Below are 17322 nucleotides of genomic sequence, written 5' to 3' on the forward strand. Positions count from 1 at the left end.
TATCTGGCACTTGCCGGTAGCAAGCTTCGCGTGTTCCCAACGCCCCATTTAAGGTTTGAAGGACTGAACGATGAAAAAAGCATGGCTGACTCTTTCCGCACTGGCTCTGTGCATCGCCGCCGGTAATACGATGGCCAAGGAATACAAGGAACTGCGCTTCGGCGTCGATCCATCCTATGCACCGTTTGAATCCAAAGCCGCCGACGGCAGCCTGGTGGGTTTCGATATCGACTTGGGCAACGCGATCTGCAAAGAGCTGAAAGTCACCTGCAAATGGGTTGAAAGCGATTTCGACGGCATGATCCCCGGCCTCAAGGCGCGTAAATTCGACGGCGTGATCTCCTCGATGACCGTGACCCCGGCTCGCGAAAAAGTCATCGACTTCTCCAACGAGCTGTTCTCCGGCCCGACGTCGCTGGTGTTCAAGAAAGGTGCAGGCTTTACCGCTGACCCGGCCAGCCTGAAAGGCAAGACCGTGGGCTACGAGCAAGGCACCATCCAGGAAGCCTACGCCAAGGCCGTGCTGGACAAGTCCGGCGTGACCACCAAGGCCTACGCCAACCAGGATCAGGTTTACGCCGACCTGACCTCCGGTCGTCTGGACGCCTCGATCCAGGACATGCTGCAAGCCGAACTGGGCTTCCTGAAATCGCCAGCCGGTGCCGACTACGAAGTCAGCAAGCCTATCGACAGCGAACTGCTGCCAGCGAAAACCGCCATCGGTATCGCGCAGGGCAACAAAGAGCTGAAAGCGCTGCTGGATAAAGGCATCAAGGCCATGCACGATGACGGCACCTACGCTGAAATCCAGAAAAAACACTTTGGCGACCTGAACCTGTACAGCGGCAAATAACACCCCGACGCCCATCGATTTCGGCGATGATTCGCCGCCCGATCGATGGGCGTTTTTGTTGCTAAACGCAAGGCCTTATCCATGCTCGATGCACTCATGCAAACCCTGGGACTCTCGGCATTCAGCCTGAAGGGCTTTGGCCCGCTGCTGCTGGAAGGCACCTGGATGACCATCAAACTGGCTGTGCTGTCCCTCGCGCTGAGCATTCTGCTCGGGCTGGTCGGTGCCAGTGCCAAACTGTCGAGCTCGGCGCTGCTGCGCGTGCCGGCGCAAATTTATACAACACTGATCCGTGGTATTCCGGATCTGGTGTTGATGCTGTTGATCTTCTACAGCCTGCAAACCTGGCTGACCATGCTCACCGACGCAATGGAATGGGAATACATCGAGATCAATCCGTTCGGCGCGGGCGTCATCAGCCTGGGCTTCATTTATGGGGCGTACTTCACCGAGACATTTCGCGGCGCGATTCTGTCTGTGCCTCGCGGCCAGGTAGAGGCAGCAACCGCTTACGGCTTGAAGCGCGGCCAACGATTCCGCTACGTCGTGTTCCCGCAAATGATGCGTTACGCGCTGCCGGGCATCGGCAATAACTGGCAAGTGCTGCTCAAGGCCACCGCGCTGGTGTCGATCATCGGCTTGGCCGATCTGGTCAAGGCCTCGCAGGACGCCGGTAAAAGTACCTATCAATTGTTCTACTTTCTGGTGCTGGCAGCCTTGATCTACCTGATGATTACCAGCGCCTCGAACTTCGCTCTGCGCTGGGCTGAACGGCATTACGCCGCAGGCAGTCGGGAGGCGCAGCGATGATCGAGTTGTTACAGGAATACTGGAAACCCTTCCTTTATACAGACGGCGTGAATATCACCGGTCTGGCCATGACGATGTGGCTGCTCAGCGCCTCGATTGCCATCGGCTTCTGCGTGTCGATCCCGCTGTCGATTGCGCGGGTGTCGAGAAATCGCTGGGTGCGCTGGCCCGTGCAGTTCTACACCTACCTGTTTCGCGGCACACCGCTCTATATACAGCTGCTGATTTGCTACACCGGCATTTACAGCATTGCTGCCGTGCGCGAGCAACCGATGCTGGATGCGTTCTTTCGCGACGCGATGAACTGCACGATCTTGGCCTTCACCCTGAACACCTGCGCGTACACCACGGAAATTTTTGCCGGTGCCATCCGCAGCATGGCCCACGGCGAAGTCGAAGCGGCCAAAGCCTACGGCCTGACCGGCTGGAAGCTTTATGCCTACGTGATCATGCCATCAGTGCTACGCCGTTCGCTGCCGTACTACAGCAACGAAGTGATCCTGATGCTGCACTCGACCACGGTAGCCTTCACCGCCACCGTGCCAGACATCTTGAAAGTGGCGCGGGATGCCAACTCCGCGACGTTCATGACCTTCCAGTCCTTCGGTATCGCCGCCGTCATGTACCTGACCGTTACGTTCATTCTGGTCGGGCTGTTCCGTCTTGCCGAACGCCGCTGGCTGGCCTTTCTCGGCCCGGCTCATTAATCAGGACTGAACATGCGCCATCACACACATGACCTGCTGTCGCCGGTGCCAGGCACTGGCCGGCAGATCCACAGCTTTCATTACGGCCCGCAGCAAGGCACCGGCAAGGTCTATATCCAGGCCTCGCTGCACGCTGACGAATTGCCGGGCATGCTGGTCGCCTGGTACTTGAAACAGCGTCTGGCTGAACTGGAAAACGCCGGTCGCCTGCTGGGGGAAATCGTCGTGGTGCCGGTCGCCAACCCGATTGGCCTGGAACAGGTGTTGATGGACACGCCGCTGGGCCGTTACGAGTTGGAGAGCGGGCAGAACTTCAATCGCTGGTTCAGCGACCTTGGTGCGCAGGTCGGCGATGATATCGAAGCCCGCCTGACTGACGACCCCCAGCAAAACTGCGCCTTGGTGCGCGCCAGCCTGTTGGCGGCGCTGAACGCCGAGCCCGTGACCACCCAATTACACTCGCTGCGCCTGACCCTGCAGCGCCTGGCCTGCGACGCCGACATGGTGCTGGACCTGCACTGTGATTTTGAATCGGTCGAGCACCTGTACACCACGCCCCAGGCCTGGCCGAAAGTCGAGCCACTGTCGCGTTATCTGGGCGCGCAAGCCAGCCTGCTGGCCACCGACTCGGGCGGCCAGTCGTTTGACGAGTGCTTTACGCTCGTCTGGTGGCAATTGCAGCAACGCTTCGGCGAGCGCTTTCCGATCCCGATGGGCAGCTTCTCGGTGACCCTGGAGCTGCGCGGTCAGGGCGATGTGAATCACGCCTTGGCCAGCCGCGACTGTCAGGCGATCATTCATTACCTGATCGACGCAGGTGTCATCGACGGCGAGTTATCGCCACCCCCCGAATTGCTTTACCCCGCGACGCCACTGGCAGCGGTCGAACCGGTTGCCACACCGGCCGGCGGGCTGCTGGTGTTCTGCGCGATGCCTGGCGAATACGTCGAGGCCGGCCAACTGATTGCCGAGGTCATCGACCCGATCAGCGACGCCGTGACCTGCATCCATGCCCTGAACGCAGGCCTGCTGTACGCCCGTTCGCTGCGCCGTATGGCGACGGCAGGCATGGTCATTGCGCACATCGCCGGCACCCAGGCCTATCGCAGCGGCTATCTACTTTCTCCTTGAGGACCTGTCATGTACAAACTGACCATCGATGGCCTGCACAAGAGCTACGGCGACAACAAAGTGCTCAAAGGCGTATCGCTCAAGGCCAGCAGCGGTGATGTGATCTGCCTGATCGGCGCCAGCGGCTCGGGCAAGAGCACGTTTTTGCGCTGCATCAACTTTCTCGAACAGCCCAACGATGGCGCGATGAGCCTGGACGGCAAGCAAATACGCATGGTCAGCGACAAGGACGGCATGCGCGTGGCCGACCCGGATGAGCTGCAGCGCATTCGTACCCGGCTGGCGATGGTGTTTCAGCACTTCAACCTGTGGGCGCACATGACCGTACTGGAAAATATCACCATGGCGCCGCGCCGGGTGCTGGGCGTGCCCAAGGCCGAAGCCGAAGCCCGAGCACGTAAATACCTGGAAAAGGTCGGCCTGCCGGAGCGCGTTGCCGACCAGTACCCGGCGTTCCTGTCCGGCGGCCAGCAACAGCGCGTGGCGATTGCCCGTGCGCTGGCGATGGAACCGGAAATCATGCTGTTCGACGAACCCACCTCGGCACTCGACCCGGAGCTGGTCGGCGAGGTGTTGAAAGTCATTCAGGGCCTGGCCGAAGAAGGCCGCACCATGATTCTGGTGACTCACGAAATGGGCTTTGCGCGCAAGGTTGCCAGCCAGGTGGTGTTTTTGCACCAGGGCCAGATCGAAGAGTCCGGCCACCCGGACGAGGTGCTCAACAACCCGAAAAGCGAGCGTTTGCAGCAGTTTTTGAGTGGCAATCTGAAATAGCGTTTTTTGTGCATGAAGCCGGAAATGCTTGGTAACCGGCACTGAAATATCCACGACTATCGTCCCCACGCTCCAGTGGGGATGCAGTGCTCGACGCTCTACGTCGGCAAGAGGACGCGGAGCGTCCAGAAAGGCATGCGACGCAGAGCGCCGCACGATATTGAGATCATCGTTGCGCACGCTGCAGCGTAGGTATGCAGTGCTCGATGCTCTGCGTCGTCAAGAGGACGTGGAGCGTCCAGAACGGCATGCCGACGCATAGCGCTGCACGATAGTCAGTTAGATGTGTGTCTAACGATGAGCCCCATAACCATTTAAAACTATTACCCTTTCTTCGCTGTCTCTGATTTAACGCCACTCAGAGCATACGCAAACGGATGAGCAGACCCACTGATTTCGCTCGACGATGGTTTCTCGCCCGAGGCTGGAAGCCGTTCGCGTTTCAGAAGGAAGTCTGGGCGGCGGTGAAGAACGGCGAGTCCGGCCTGCTGCACGCCAGCACCGGCTCCGGCAAGACCTACGCTGTATGGTTTGCCGCGCTCAACCGCTTCGCCAACGCCAACGCCAACACCAACACCAACACCCTCACCGCTGACGACAAGCCACGCAAACGCAAACCGCCCGCTGCACCGCTGAGTGTCCTGTGGATCACGCCTATGCGCGCGTTGGCTGCGGATACGGCGCGTGCGCTTGAAGCGCCGTTGGCCGAGCTGGATATTGCGTGGTCGGTGGGGTTGCGTACCGGCGATACCAGCGGCAGCGAGCGCGCTCGTCAGAGCCGACGCCTGCCCTCGGCACTGATCACTACACCGGAAAGCCTGACCCTGCTGCTGACCCGCGCCGATGCACAGGTCGCCTTGTCAACGCTGAAAATGGTCGTGGTGGACGAATGGCACGAGCTGATCGGTAACAAACGTGGCGTGCAACTGCAATTGGCTCTGGCTCGACTGCGCCATTGGAACCCGCAACTGATTGTGTGGGGTATTTCCGCAACGCTGGGCAATCAGGAGCATGCGCAGCAGGTACTGATCGGCGACGGCGGCGTGACCGTGCAGGGCAAGATCGTCAAGCAATTGCTGGTCGATACGCTGTTGCCGACTGCCATCGAGCGCTTTCCGTGGGCCGGGCACATGGGCCTGCGCATGTTGCCGCAAGTGGTCGCCGAGGTGCACAGCAGTGCCAGTTGCCTGGTGTTCACCAATACCCGGGCGCAATCGGAAATCTGGTATCAGGCTCTGCTCGAAGCGCGCCCCGACTGGGCCGGGCTGATTGCCCTGCATCATGGATCGCTGGCCCGGGAAGTCCGTGACTGGGTCGAGCGCGCCTTGAAGGAAGGTGTGCTCAAGGCCGTGGTGTGCACCTCAAGCCTGGACCTGGGCGTGGATTTCCTGCCCGTCGAACGCGTACTGCAAATCGGCTCACCCAAAGGCGTCGCCCGCCTGATGCAACGCGCCGGGCGTTCAGGCCATGCGCCAGGCCGCCCTTCACGCGTGACGCTGGTGCCCACCCACAGCCTGGAACTGGTCGAAGCCGCCGCCGCCCACGATGCCGTGGCAGCCAGAATGATCGAGCCGCGTGAATCCCCCCACCAGCCACTTGATGTGCTGGTGCAGCACCTGGTCAGCATGGCGCTGGGCGGCGGTTTTCTGCCCGACGAGCTGCTGGTGGAAGTGCGCAGCGCATGGGCCTACCGCGACCTCAGCGATGACCAATGGCAATGGGCGCTGGCGTTCGTGCGCAACGGCGGTCACTCGCTGACCGCTTACCCGGATTACCGCCGCGCCGAACCGGACGAACACGGTGTCTGGCGTGTTCCCGATGCGCGTCTGGCCCGTCGGCACCGCATGAGCGTCGGTACCATCGTCAGTGAAGCCACCGTCAACCTCAAATACTGGAAAAAAGGCGGCGGTGGCGGCTCGCTGGGCAGCGTGGAGGAAGGCTTCATCGCCCGGCTCAAGCCCGGCGACGGCTTTCTGTTCGGCGGGCGTTTGCTGGAGTTGGTGCGGGTGGAAAACATGACCGCCTACGTCAAGCGTGCCACCGGCAAGAAAGCCGCCGTGCCCCGCTGGAATGGTGGACGAATGCCGTTGTCCAGCGAGCTGGCAAACGCCGTGGTAGAGCAATTCGATGCCGCCGCACGAGGTGAATTCAATAGCCCGGAAATGCAGGCCATCAAGCCGCTGCTGGAAGTGCAGCAGCAATGGTCGGGCCTGCCGCAACGCGACACGCTGCTGGCCGAAACGCTAAAATCCCGCGAAGGCTGGCACCTGTTTCTTTACCCGTTCGCTGGCCGCCATGTGCACCTGGGGCTGGGCAGCTTGCTGGCATGGCGCCTTAGCCGCTATCAGCCGCTGACCTTCTCGATCGCGGTCAACGACTATGGTCTGGAGCTGCTCAGTGCCAGCGAGATTGACTGGGCGCAAGCATTGCAAGGCGATCTTTTCAGCGAAACCGATCTACTGGCGGACATTATCGCCAGCCTGAACGCGGGCGAGCTGGCCTTGCGACGCTTTCGTGAAATCGCCCGGATCTCGGGGCTGGTGTTTTCCGGCTACCCGGGAGCGGCCAAGAGCAATCGTCAGCTTCAGGCATCCAGTGGTTTGTTTTTTGAAGTATTCAAACAGTACGACGCCGAGAACATGCTGCTGACTCAAGCCGAACAAGAGGTGTTGCGCCAGGAACTGGACTTGCAACGCCTGGAGCTGACCTTGCGCCAGATCAACAGTCGGACGCTGGACCTGCATGCGATAAAACGCGCCACGCCGCTGGCGTTTCCGCTGCTGGTCGAGCGTTTTCGTGAGAGCCTCAGTTCGGAAAAACTCGCCGACCGCATCGCGCGCATGGTCCGCGATCTGGAAAAAGCTGCAGGGCCGGAGCCTGAACGATGAATCCTTACCTCGCGGTCACGCTGGCGGGCGCAGAATTATGGCTGTTGGCCGACAAGGCTATTTATTACCCCCTGGAGCGCGCTTTGCTGATCGCAGACGCACACTTTGGCAAGGCCGCGGCTTATCGCAAGCTCGGCCAGCCTGTGCCGCACGGCACGACGCAGGAAAATCTGCGTCGGCTCGACAGCCTGCTGAACACCTACCCCTGTGACCATCTGATCTTTCTGGGCGATTTTCTGCATGCTCCAGAGTCCCATGCGGCAGGCACGCTGTCTGCGCTGGAACAATGGCGGGCAGAACGTTCGACGCTGCGCATCACCCTGATCCGCGGCAACCATGACAAACGGGCGGGCGACCCTCCGCAATATCTGGGCATCGACGTCGTACCTGAACCCCTGCCGCTGGGGCCATTTGCCTTGCAACACGAGCCCGATCCGCACCCTGAGCTCCACGTGCTCGCAGGGCACGTTCACCCGGTTTACAGGCTTTACGGCCGGGGCAGGCAAAGCTTGCGGCTGGCGTGCTTCTACCTCGGCCAGCGCGTCAGCCTGCTACCGGCATTCGGCGAATTCACGGGGGGCTTTCGTATCCAGCCAGTCGAGCACAGCTCGGTTTATGTCACCGGCGGCGATGCGGTGTGGAGGGTGGTCTGACCGCGCACGTGGCTTGTCATGACTGTCTGAAACAGGCACACCGACGCCAGCTCTCCGAGGCAGGAGGCTGGCACCGATAAGTCAGGCGACAGGCGCTGGTGGCGGATCATCCGGCAAGGTAGGTATACCCGGCTCGATAGGCTGCTCGGGCGTGTCAGGACCGGGCGTGCCCGGAATCCCGCCACCCACCATGTTCAGCTCAGGACTGAGATCTGAATGAGCCATCAACGACCAGGCGAGTAACCCGATCTCGTTTAGTGGAGATTGAACCTGGTCAGAGATTTTAAAATGAGTCTTCATAGGGCACTCCAGATCAAAGGCCATCGCACGTAATGATTATGCGAAAGCATGTGAGCAGATAGAGTGCGAAATAGAGTATTAATTCAATTTCACTAATCAACTGACCCGTAAATCAGGTGCGCGGCAGGGTGACGCCACGCTGGCCCTGGTACTTGCCGCCACGGTCCTTGTAGGAAACTTCACACTCCTCGTCGGACTCCAGAAACAGCATCTGCGCCACGCCTTCATTGGCGTAGATCTTGGCTGGCAGCGTGGTGGTGTTGGAAAATTCCAGTGTCACATGCCCTTCCCATTCCGGCTCGAGCGGCGTGACGTTGACGATGATGCCGCAGCGCGCGTAGGTGCTTTTGCCCAGACAGATGGTCAGAACGTTGCGCGGAATACGGAAATATTCGACGGTGCGGGCCAGCGCGAACGAATTGGGCGGGATGATGCAGACGTCGCTTTTGATATCGACAAAACTTTTTTCATCGAAATTTTTCGGGTCGACGGTAGCCGAATTGATGTTGGTGAACACCTTGAATTCGTCGGCGCAACGCACATCGTAACCGTAGCTGGACACCCCGAACGAGATCACCCGGTTGGCGCCTTCGCCACGCACCTGGCGCTCGACGAAGGGCTCGATCATGCCGTGTTCCTGCGCCATGCGGCGAATCCACTTGTCCGATTTGATGCTCATGGCGATGTCCTGAATAGCGTGCTGAAAAAGATATCCGGCATCTTACCGGGCTGGAGCCGACGGTTCAAAGACAACAGATAGAGAGTTTGGGTGACGCACCGTGCTGATTTCCTGCGAATAGAAATAATCATCAACAGACCATTGGCACGTTCGGAAAAAAGGGTTAAGGTGGCGTCACTGTGTTGCTTGTGTCACTGAGAATCTCTACACGATGTTGAATTTCGATCCAACCATCTCCATGAATTTTCCAGCTCTTTGCACTCAGTCTCGGCCAGGGCTCTTCCTACGCCGCAGTTAACTTTGTCCAAGGAGATATACTATGTCCAATCGCCAAACTGGTACCGTTAAGTGGTTCAACGATGAAAAAGGCTTCGGCTTCATCACTCCACAATCCGGTGACGACCTGTTCGTGCACTTCAAAGCTATCCAATCCGACGGCTTCAAAAGCCTGAAAGAAGGCCAACAGGTTTCTTTCATCGCTACCCGCGGTCAGAAAGGCATGCAAGCTGAAGAAGTTCAAGTTATCTAACTTGTACTGATCAGTTTAAAAACCCCGCCCTCAAAAGCGGGGTTTTTTATTGCCTGGCGTTTGAGCAATTGCTCATTCATCAGGCATGACCGAGAGACGCCGAACCGCTGCGCCTCCCCTGTCAGAACACCGCTACACCATCAGTCGTCGCTGACGGAAATGGTCGGCATCGCCGGGCTTGCAGCTTCCTGCAGTACGATTCGCGCACCGACGTAGCGCGCCAGCTCCTGATAGACCATCGCAATCTGACTGTCCGGCTCGGCAATCGCTGTTGGCTTGCCGCCATCTGCCTGCTCGCGAATCAGCATCGACAAAGGCAGTGACGCCAGCAACTCGACATCATATTGCGACGCCAGCTTCTCGCCCCCGCCCTCACCAAACAGGGGCTCGGCATGCCCGCAGTTGGAACAGATGTGCACCGCCATGTTTTCCACGACGCCCAGCACCGGAATGTTGACCTTGCGGAACATTTCGACACCCTTCTTCGCGTCCAGCAGCGCCAGATCCTGAGGCGTGGTGACAATCACGGCTCCGGCCACCGGGACCTTCTGCGCCAGCGTCAGCTGGATATCGCCTGTGCCGGGCGGCATGTCGATCACCAGATAGTCCAGATCATTCCAGGCTGTCTGCGTCACCAGTTGCAGCAACGCGCCTGACACCATAGGCCCGCGCCACACCATCGGCGTGTTGTCATCGGTCAGAAAGGCCATCGACATTACTTCGATACCGTGGGCCTCGATCGGCACAAACCACTTCTGCTCCTTGATCTTCGGCCGCGTGCCTTCGGGAATGCCAAACATCACACCCTGACTCGGCCCATAGATATCCGCATCGAGAATGCCGACCCGAGCGCCCTCGCGAGACAGTGCCAATGCCAGGTTGGCAGCGGTGGTAGATTTGCCGACACCACCCTTGCCCGATGCAACAGCGACGATATTTTTCACATTGGCAAGGCCGGGGATCTGGCTCTGAGCCTTGTGTGCGCTGATCACACTTTTGATCGCGACGGTGGCCGAACCGACGCCGTCCAGATTTTCGATGGCCGTTTTCAGCACGTGCGCCCAGCCATTCCTGAACAGATCGGCGGCATAGCCCAGTTCAAGTTGCACACTGACGTGCGCGCCGTCGATATCAATGGACCTGACACATCCGGCACTGACCGGGTCCTGATTCAGATAGGGGTCGGTGTACTGGCGAAGAATAGTCTCCACCGCTGCGCGATTGACTGCGCTCATGGGCTTACTCCGAAAAAAGGCTGACTAAAACAGACGGCCATCGTACCTGTTCTGTCAGAAGCCGACATGCTTTCACCGCAGCCGGACACTGCTTTAAGGAGCATTCCCACAGCCACGCGGGGTGAAAAAAATTGCTCAGACCTTTATAGTGGCCGATCTCCGTTTCACTTCAAGTAGCCGAGCCCCATGTCCGAGCCACGCAAGATTCTCGTTACCAGCGCCCTGCCCTATGCCAATGGTCCCGTTCACCTTGGCCACATGCTCGAGTACATCCAGACCGACATGTGGGTGCGTTTCCAGAAGCACCGCGGCAACCAATGCATTTATGTCTGCGCGGACGACGCCCATGGTTCGGCAATCATGCTGCGCGCAGAAAAAGAAGGCATCACCCCGGAACAACTGATCGACAACGTCAAGGCCGAACACAGCGCCGACTTTGCCGACTTCCTGGTGGACTTCGACAATTTCCACTCGACGCACTCGGACGAAAACCGTGAGCTGTCGAGCATGATCTACACGCGTCTGCGCGATGCCGGCCATATCGCCACGCGTTCGGTGACCCAGTATTTCGACCCGGAAAAGAAAATGTTCCTGGCCGACCGCTTCATTAAAGGCACCTGCCCGAAATGCGCGGCCGTGGACCAGTACGGCGACAACTGCGAAAAGTGCGGCGCGACCTACGCCCCCACTGACCTGAAAGACCCTAAATCGGCGATTTCCGGGGCCACGCCAGTACTCAAGGATTCAAAGCACTTCTTCTTCGACCTGCCAGCCTTCGACACCATGCTGAAAAGCTGGACGCGCAGCGGCACGTTGCAGGACGCCGTCGCCAACAAGATCGCCGAGTGGCTGGACAGCGGCCTGCAACAGTGGGACATCTCCCGCGACGCGCCGTATTTCGGCTTTGAAATCCCCGACGAGCCGGGCAAATACTTCTACGTCTGGCTCGATGCGCCGATCGGCTACATGGCCAGCTTCAAGAACCTCTGCGCACGTCGTCCGGACCTGGACTTCGATGCGTACTGGGGCAAGGACGCGACCACCGAGCTTTACCACTTCATCGGCAAGGACATCGTCAACTTCCACGCCCTGTTCTGGCCGGCCATGCTTGAAGGAGCCGACCTGCGCAAGCCGACCGGCGTCAACGTTCATGGCTACCTGACCGTCAATGGCCAGAAAATGTCCAAGTCGCGTGGCACCTTCATCAAGGCGCGCACCTACCTCGATCATCTGCCGCCCGAGTACCTGCGCTACTACTACGCATCCAAACTGGGCCGTGGCGTAGACGACCTGGACCTGAACCTCGAGGACTTCGTGCAGAAGGTCAACTCCGACCTGATCGGCAAGGTAGTCAACATCGCCAGCCGCTGCGCCGGGTTCATTCACAAGGGCAACGCCGGTGTGATGGTCGACGCCAATGCTGCTCCCGAACTGACCGATGCCTTCCTGGCGGCAGCACCGAGCATCGCCGACGCTTATGAGGCGCGCGATTTTGCCCGTGCCATGCGCGAAACCATGGCCTTGGCCGACCGTGCCAACGCCTATATCGCAGAAAAAGCGCCTTGGGCGCTGGCCAAGCAGGAAGGCAAACAGGATGAGGTCCAGGCCGTTTGCGCATTGGGCGTGAACCTGTTCCGCCAACTGGTCATTTTCCTCAAGCCGGTACTGCCGAACCTGGCCGCTGACGCAGAGAAATTCCTCAACGTCGCGCCTCTGACCTGGGACGACCACAAGACCTTGCTGACCCATCATCAGTTGAATCCGTTTTCGGCACTGATGACGCGCATAGATCCACTTAAGGTAGAAGCCATGGCCGCGGCGTCCAAGGAAGACCTGACAGCCACCGACACATCGACGGACGCTGCTCCAGCCGGCAATGGCGAACTGGCCAAAGACCCACTGTCGGCGGAAATCGACTTTGACGCGTTTGCTGCGGTAGACCTGCGCGTGGCATTGATTCTCAAGGCCGAACACGTGGAGGGCGCCGACAAGCTGTTGCGCCTGACGCTGGACATCGGCGACGAGCAGCGCAATGTTTTTTCCGGCATCAAGAGCGCCTATCCCGACCCGTCGAAGCTGGAAGGTCGTCTGACCATGATGATCGCCAACCTCAAGCCACGAAAAATGCGTTTCGGCATCTCGGAAGGCATGGTGATGGCGGCTGGCCCTGGCGGTGAAGAGATCTACCTGCTTAGCCCGGACAGCGGTGCCAAGCCTGGCCAACGCATCAAGTAAGCAGGCAAAGGCCCGGTATTCGCTCGATGACAGCGGATACCGGGCCTTTGTGCATTCGCAAGCACCCCGATATGGCCGATAATACGGCGCCCTGAACAGACAGAACACCTGATGGCCATCTGGCACTATCATGACTGAATTGATTCGCTTGCTTCCCGACGTGGACCTGATCCGGAGTATCGACGCCCTATTACCGCAGACGCAGTGCGGCAAGTGCGGCCACTCCGGCTGCCAGCCCTACGCCGAGGGCATTGCGGGTGGCGAGGCCATCAACAAATGCCCGCCAGGCGGTGACGAAACCATTATCCAGCTGGCCGAACTGCTCGCAGTTCCGGTCCTGCCACTGGATAAGGAACGCGGCGAGGCGCCTGCGCAGGTTGCCTTCATTCGCGAAGCAGAGTGCATTGGCTGTACCAAATGCATTCAGGCTTGCCCGGTCGATGCGATTCTCGGTGCGGCGAAGCTGATGCACACCGTGATTATCGATGAATGCACGGGCTGTGACCTGTGCGTCGCCCCTTGCCCGGTGGACTGCATTGAAATGCATGCGCTGCCACTGGCCAACGTCACCCCGATTGTTGGCGGCCTGGCACCTACTGCCGACCTGCAACACGCTCGCCTGCGCAAGCGCAGCCATGCCCGACAGCGCTTTGAGTCACGCAATGCACGCTTGCGACGCGAGCAGCAGATGCGACTGGCAGAACGTCTTGCCAGGGCGCAGAGAGCCGAATCCATTCGTGACGCCGCACCTCAATCTGCCACGACGTCCGTGCGAAGCGACAAGCCCGCACCACCCGATGAAGCGCTGAAAAAAGCCAGGATTGCGCTGGCCATGAGTCGCGCGCAGCTCAACAAGTCGCTAAAGGCTTTTGGACACCCTCCGGTTGCGGAGCAGGCTGCCAGGCTTCTAGAGCTACAGCGCGAATACGAAGCCGCCGAACAGGCACTCGAAGCCCTCCTGCCGACGCCCACTCTGACCGATCCCGAGGAAACGCTCCTTCCATGAATGCCGCAAAACGTCAGGAAATCTTTCGCAGGCTGCATGAGGACAATCCGGACCCTAAAACCGAACTGGCCTACACCACACCCTTCGAGCTGCTGATCGCCGTGATTCTTTCGGCCCAGGCAACTGACGTCAGCGTCAACAAGGCCACGGCCAGGCTTTACCCGGTTGCCAACACACCGCAGGCGATATACGAATTGGGCGTTGAGGGGCTGTCCGAATACATCAAGACCATCGGCCTCTACAACAGCAAAGCCAAAAACGTGATCGAAACCTGTCGAATGCTGGTGGAACTGCACAACGGCGAAGTGCCCGATACCCGAGAAGCCCTGGAGGCGCTACCGGGCGTAGGCCGCAAAACGGCCAATGTCGTGCTCAATACTGCTTTCCGGCAGATCGCCATGGCTGTCGACACGCACATTTTCCGCGTCAGCAACCGCACAGGCATTGCTCCGGGAAAAAATGTGGTGGAGGTGGAGAAGCAGTTGATGAAATTCGTGCCGAAGAACTACCTGCTCGATGCCCATCACTGGTTGATTTTACATGGACGCTACGTTTGCCAGGCGCGCAAGCCCCGCTGCGGCAGTTGCCGCATCGAAGACCTGTGTGATTTCAAAGACAAGACTTCCGACGATTGAGGCAGCAAGGTGGTTGCTGTCTCATCGATTGAAAAAATCTTTTTTACCCGCCGGTAGTTTGCCTATATAAGAGGCGCCAGAGAGTCACAGCCCTGGAGTCAACTTTATGAGTGCTGACAATCAGCAACTGGACATAGATGATGACCTTGTCGTCGCTGACACCGATGAAGCCGACCCCCCGGCCATCGAACCGGCCAAGACCAACCTGAGCAAGCGACGCACCATCGACAATCTGCTTGAAGAACGGCGCCTGCAAAAGCAGTTGGCAGATTACGATTTCGACGTGTAAGCAATCGAAGAACAAGCCTGCTCGCCTCTCGCAAAAAACAGGCTCGTTACAGGGGGGGCGGCGGCTCGCCGTCTGGCAAGCACGCCTGGATCTCAGGGCCAGACCTGCTTCAGACAAGCCCGTTGCGCTGGGCAAGCTCGATCAGATCGACCAGCGAATGCGCATTGAGCTTGAGCAATAAACGCGTTTTATAGGTACTGACCGTCTTGTTGCTCAAAAACATGCCGTCTGCAATTTCCTTGTTGGTTTTACCTCTGGCCAGTTGCTGCAGAACCATCATTTCCCTGCCGGAAAGACGGTCAACCATGTCCGATTCGCTCGCGTTCCCCATACTGGAACGAACCGTGTGCAATGCCTGATTGGGAAAGTAGCTGTACCCTGACAGCACAGCCTTGATAGCACTGAGCAGTTCGGTCAGATCCTGTTGCTTGCAGACATACCCGGCAGCGCCTGCCTGCATGCAACGCATCGAGAAGTGGCCGGGTGCCTGAGACGTCAGAATCAGCACCTTGAACGGCAATGTCATGGCTGACAGACGAGCGATAACCTCCAGCCCGTCTAGCTTGGGTATACCAATGTCAAGGATGACGATGTCCGGAAGGTGCTCACGTGCCAGTTGCAGCGCATCCACACCGTTGTCAGTCTCCGCGATGACCTCATAGCCATGACGCTCCATCAGCATGCGCACAGCAAGGCGAATGACGGGATGATCATCCACGATCAGCACTTTATTCATGGGCAGTCCATTTTTCGCTATTCGAATTTTCAGAGCCAGCACAATAACTTAGTCGTTTACTGCTTTGCATGGCGCTCACTCTTGTGGAGTTGCAGCCAGAGACCTTTCCTACAATTACAGCAGAAACTTCCTACAAAACTTGGCAATAAAGTGCATTTTTTATTAATTTTCACAGAGCCTTCCTTTTGGGAACCTGGTGAATTATTGCTGCTGGGCGCGCGCCTGTAGGCACAGCTGCGCCAGTAGATAAATGATTCAGCGAGACCAGACCGAACTTTTCATGTTCCGAAAAAATCGCGCTGGATCTGTTAAAAGCATCGCCAGACTGTCGCTATATCAGCGCGCATAACGATCGATGCATGGCTTATCGCCAGCAACGCAATACATAAAACTTGCCAGGTCATTGCCTGGAGCACACCACTGACGACAAACCGAGAAGCGCTGCCGCCTTCGCGCCTCCTCAGCCTGACCGCACGCCTGCAAGGGGCATGCGACGCCGGACATTGACCACCCACCTATATAAACGCATTTATCCTTATGACTGATGAGGCCTGCCTCCGGGTTTTTCGTCCGCAACCCCCTGATCGATAATTGATGAGTGATACTCACGCTTTACATACGTAACCGGTGACTAAAAATTACACATCAAGAACAGAATAGTGCACAAATATGTATTTAAGGAAAAACCCTACAAGACCTAGGGAAACTCTGAAAAAGGTTTCCTGATTTGGCAAAATACCCCAACACCTTTCACCGAGCTTCCCTGATGAAACAGATGACCTTCGCCGATGCCGAGTACGCGGGTAAACGTAAGCATACCCGCCGCGAGCGCTTTCTCATCGAGATGGATCAGGTTGTGCCCTGGAAAGGCTTGATTGCCCTTATCGAACCACATTATCCAAAGGGCGAAGGTGGCCGTCCGGCTTATCCGCTGATGGCGATGCTGCGTATTCACCTGATGCAGAACTGGTTTGGTTACAGCGATCCGGCGATGGAGGAAGCACTTTACGAGACAACGATCCTGCGCCAGTTCGCAGGGTTGAGTCTGGATCGAATCGCCGATGAAACCACGATTCTCAACTTCCGGCGTCTGTTGGAAAAGCATGAGTTGGCAGGCGGGATTTTGCAGGTCATCAATGGCTATCTGGGTGATCGAGGTTTGATGCTGCGCCAAGGTACGGTGGTCGATGCGACGATCATTCATGCGCCGAGCTCGACCAAGAACAAGGACGGCAAACGCGATCCCGAAATGCATCAGACGAAGAAAGGAAACCAGTATTTCTTCGGCATGAAAGCGCATATCGGCGTCGATGCCGAGTCGGGTTTAGTCCATAGCCTGGTGGGTACTGCGGCGAATGTGGCGGACGTGACTCAGGTTGATCAATTGCTACATGGTGAGGAAACCTATGTCAGCGGTGATGCGGGCTACACCGGCGTGGACAAGCGTGCGGAGCATCAGGATCGTCAGATGATCTGGTCAATTGCGGCCCGCCCAAGCCGTTATAAAAAGCATGGCGAGAAAAGTTTGATCGCACGGGTCTATCGCAAAATCGAGTTCACGAAAGCCCAGTTACGGGCGAAGGTTGAACATCCGTTTCGCGTGATCAAGCGCCAGTTTGGTTATACGAAAGTCCGGTTTCGCGGGCTGGCTAAAAACACCGCGCAACAGGCTACTCTGTTTGCCTTGTCGAACCTTTGGATGGTGCGAAAACGGCTGCTGGCGATGGGAGAGGTGCGCCTGTAATGCGGAAAAACGCCTTGGAAAGGTGCTGTTTGAAGGAAAATCGATGAGTTAAGAGCGGAAAACGTCTAATTATCTGATCGGGCGAGCTTTTTTTGAACCTCAGGCCATGAGAGCGTCA

The 17322-nt window shown here is 58.1% G+C and carries 17 protein-coding genes; 13 read left to right on the top strand and 4 right to left on the bottom strand.

Annotated elements, in window-relative coordinates:
* Positions 1-70: 70 nt before the first annotated feature.
* The 7 genes from PSPTO_RS21440 to pdeM all read left to right on the top strand — a co-directional run bounded on the left by PSPTO_RS21440 (position 71) and on the right by pdeM (position 7816).
* Positions 71-853 (top strand): transporter substrate-binding domain-containing protein, encoded by a 783-nt coding sequence (locus PSPTO_RS21440; protein WP_003381525.1) that lies wholly within the window; start codon positions 71-73, stop codon positions 851-853.
* A gap of 81 nt (positions 854-934) precedes the next feature.
* Complete coding sequence (locus PSPTO_RS21445) at positions 935-1663, top strand: ABC transporter permease (protein WP_046463429.1); 729 nt, start codon at positions 935-937, stop codon at positions 1661-1663.
* Positions 1660-2370 (top strand): ABC transporter permease, encoded by a 711-nt coding sequence (locus PSPTO_RS21450; protein ID WP_005764880.1) that lies wholly within the window; start codon positions 1660-1662, stop codon positions 2368-2370. Before PSPTO_RS21445 ends, PSPTO_RS21450 begins: the two co-directional genes overlap by 4 nt.
* 12 nt (positions 2371-2382) lie before the next feature.
* A complete protein-coding gene (locus PSPTO_RS21455) occupies positions 2383-3501 on the top strand; it encodes a succinylglutamate desuccinylase/aspartoacylase family protein (protein WP_005764877.1) in 1119 nt (372 codons plus the stop codon).
* Positions 3502-3510: 9 nt separating this feature from the next.
* A complete protein-coding gene (locus tag PSPTO_RS21460; RefSeq protein WP_007246637.1) occupies positions 3511-4275 on the top strand; it encodes an ABC transporter ATP-binding protein in 765 nt (254 codons plus the stop codon).
* Between the two features lie 377 nt (positions 4276-4652).
* Positions 4653-7163, top strand: coding sequence for a ligase-associated DNA damage response DEXH box helicase (locus tag PSPTO_RS21465; protein WP_011104887.1), 2511 nt, complete (start codon positions 4653-4655; stop codon positions 7161-7163).
* A complete protein-coding gene (gene pdeM, locus PSPTO_RS21470) occupies positions 7160-7816 on the top strand; it encodes a ligase-associated DNA damage response endonuclease PdeM (RefSeq protein ID WP_005764871.1) in 657 nt (218 codons plus the stop codon). The genes PSPTO_RS21465 and pdeM overlap by 4 nt, the downstream gene beginning before the upstream one ends.
* A gap of 81 nt (positions 7817-7897) precedes the next feature.
* Here pdeM and PSPTO_RS21475 read toward each other — a convergent pair whose 3' ends face one another.
* Positions 7898-8116, bottom strand: a complete 219-nt coding sequence (locus PSPTO_RS21475) for a hypothetical protein (protein ID WP_003381534.1) — start codon at positions 8114-8116, stop codon at positions 7898-7900.
* A 112-nt stretch (positions 8117-8228) separates the two neighbouring features.
* On the bottom strand, positions 8229-8795 hold the full coding sequence (gene dcd / locus PSPTO_RS21480) for a dCTP deaminase (RefSeq protein WP_003381535.1): 567 nt from the start codon (positions 8793-8795) through the stop codon (positions 8229-8231).
* 319 nt (positions 8796-9114) lie between these two features.
* On the opposite strand from dcd, the gene PSPTO_RS21485 reads away from it, so the two are divergent.
* A complete protein-coding gene (locus tag PSPTO_RS21485; RefSeq protein WP_002554837.1) occupies positions 9115-9324 on the top strand; it encodes a cold-shock protein in 210 nt (69 codons plus the stop codon).
* Between the two features lie 140 nt (positions 9325-9464).
* Here the strand turns inward: PSPTO_RS21485 and apbC are convergent, their stop codons facing one another.
* Entirely contained in the window at positions 9465-10559 is a 1095-nt protein-coding gene (gene apbC / locus PSPTO_RS21490) for an iron-sulfur cluster carrier protein ApbC (RefSeq protein ID WP_011104888.1), read from the bottom strand.
* A 186-nt stretch (positions 10560-10745) separates the two neighbouring features.
* On the opposite strand from apbC, the gene metG reads away from it, so the two are divergent.
* The 4 genes from metG (at position 10746) to PSPTO_RS21510 (ending at position 14724) form a co-directional block, all read left to right on the top strand.
* Positions 10746-12794 carry a methionine--tRNA ligase gene (gene metG / locus PSPTO_RS21495; protein ID WP_005764864.1) on the top strand — a complete coding sequence of 683 codons (2049 nt, stop codon included), beginning with the start codon at positions 10746-10748 and terminating at the stop codon, positions 12792-12794.
* Positions 12795-12924: 130 nt separating this feature from the next.
* A complete protein-coding gene (rsxB, locus tag PSPTO_RS21500; protein ID WP_007246633.1) occupies positions 12925-13800 on the top strand; it encodes an electron transport complex subunit RsxB in 876 nt (291 codons plus the stop codon).
* Positions 13797-14435, top strand: coding sequence for an endonuclease III (gene nth / locus PSPTO_RS21505; protein WP_005739136.1), 639 nt, complete (start codon positions 13797-13799; stop codon positions 14433-14435). The genes rsxB and nth overlap by 4 nt, the downstream gene beginning before the upstream one ends.
* Positions 14436-14541: 106 nt before the next feature.
* Positions 14542-14724, top strand: coding sequence for a PA3496 family putative envelope integrity protein (locus PSPTO_RS21510; RefSeq protein ID WP_010203608.1), 183 nt, complete (start codon positions 14542-14544; stop codon positions 14722-14724).
* 109 nt (positions 14725-14833) lie between these two features.
* Here PSPTO_RS21510 and PSPTO_RS21515 read toward each other — a convergent pair whose 3' ends face one another.
* On the bottom strand, positions 14834-15460 hold the full coding sequence (locus PSPTO_RS21515; protein WP_002554843.1) for a response regulator transcription factor: 627 nt from the start codon (positions 15458-15460) through the stop codon (positions 14834-14836).
* A gap of 766 nt (positions 15461-16226) precedes the next feature.
* Between PSPTO_RS21515 and PSPTO_RS21520 the strand changes: the two genes are divergently transcribed.
* Positions 16227-17204: an IS5-like element ISPssy family transposase gene (locus tag PSPTO_RS21520; RefSeq protein ID WP_007247571.1), complete on the top strand. Its 978-nt coding sequence runs from the start codon at positions 16227-16229 to the stop codon at positions 17202-17204.
* Positions 17205-17322 lie beyond the last annotated feature (118 nt).

The sequence above is a fragment of the Pseudomonas syringae pv. tomato str. DC3000 genome (assembly GCF_000007805.1).
Lineage (GTDB): Bacteria > Pseudomonadota > Gammaproteobacteria > Pseudomonadales > Pseudomonadaceae > Aquipseudomonas > Aquipseudomonas avellanae.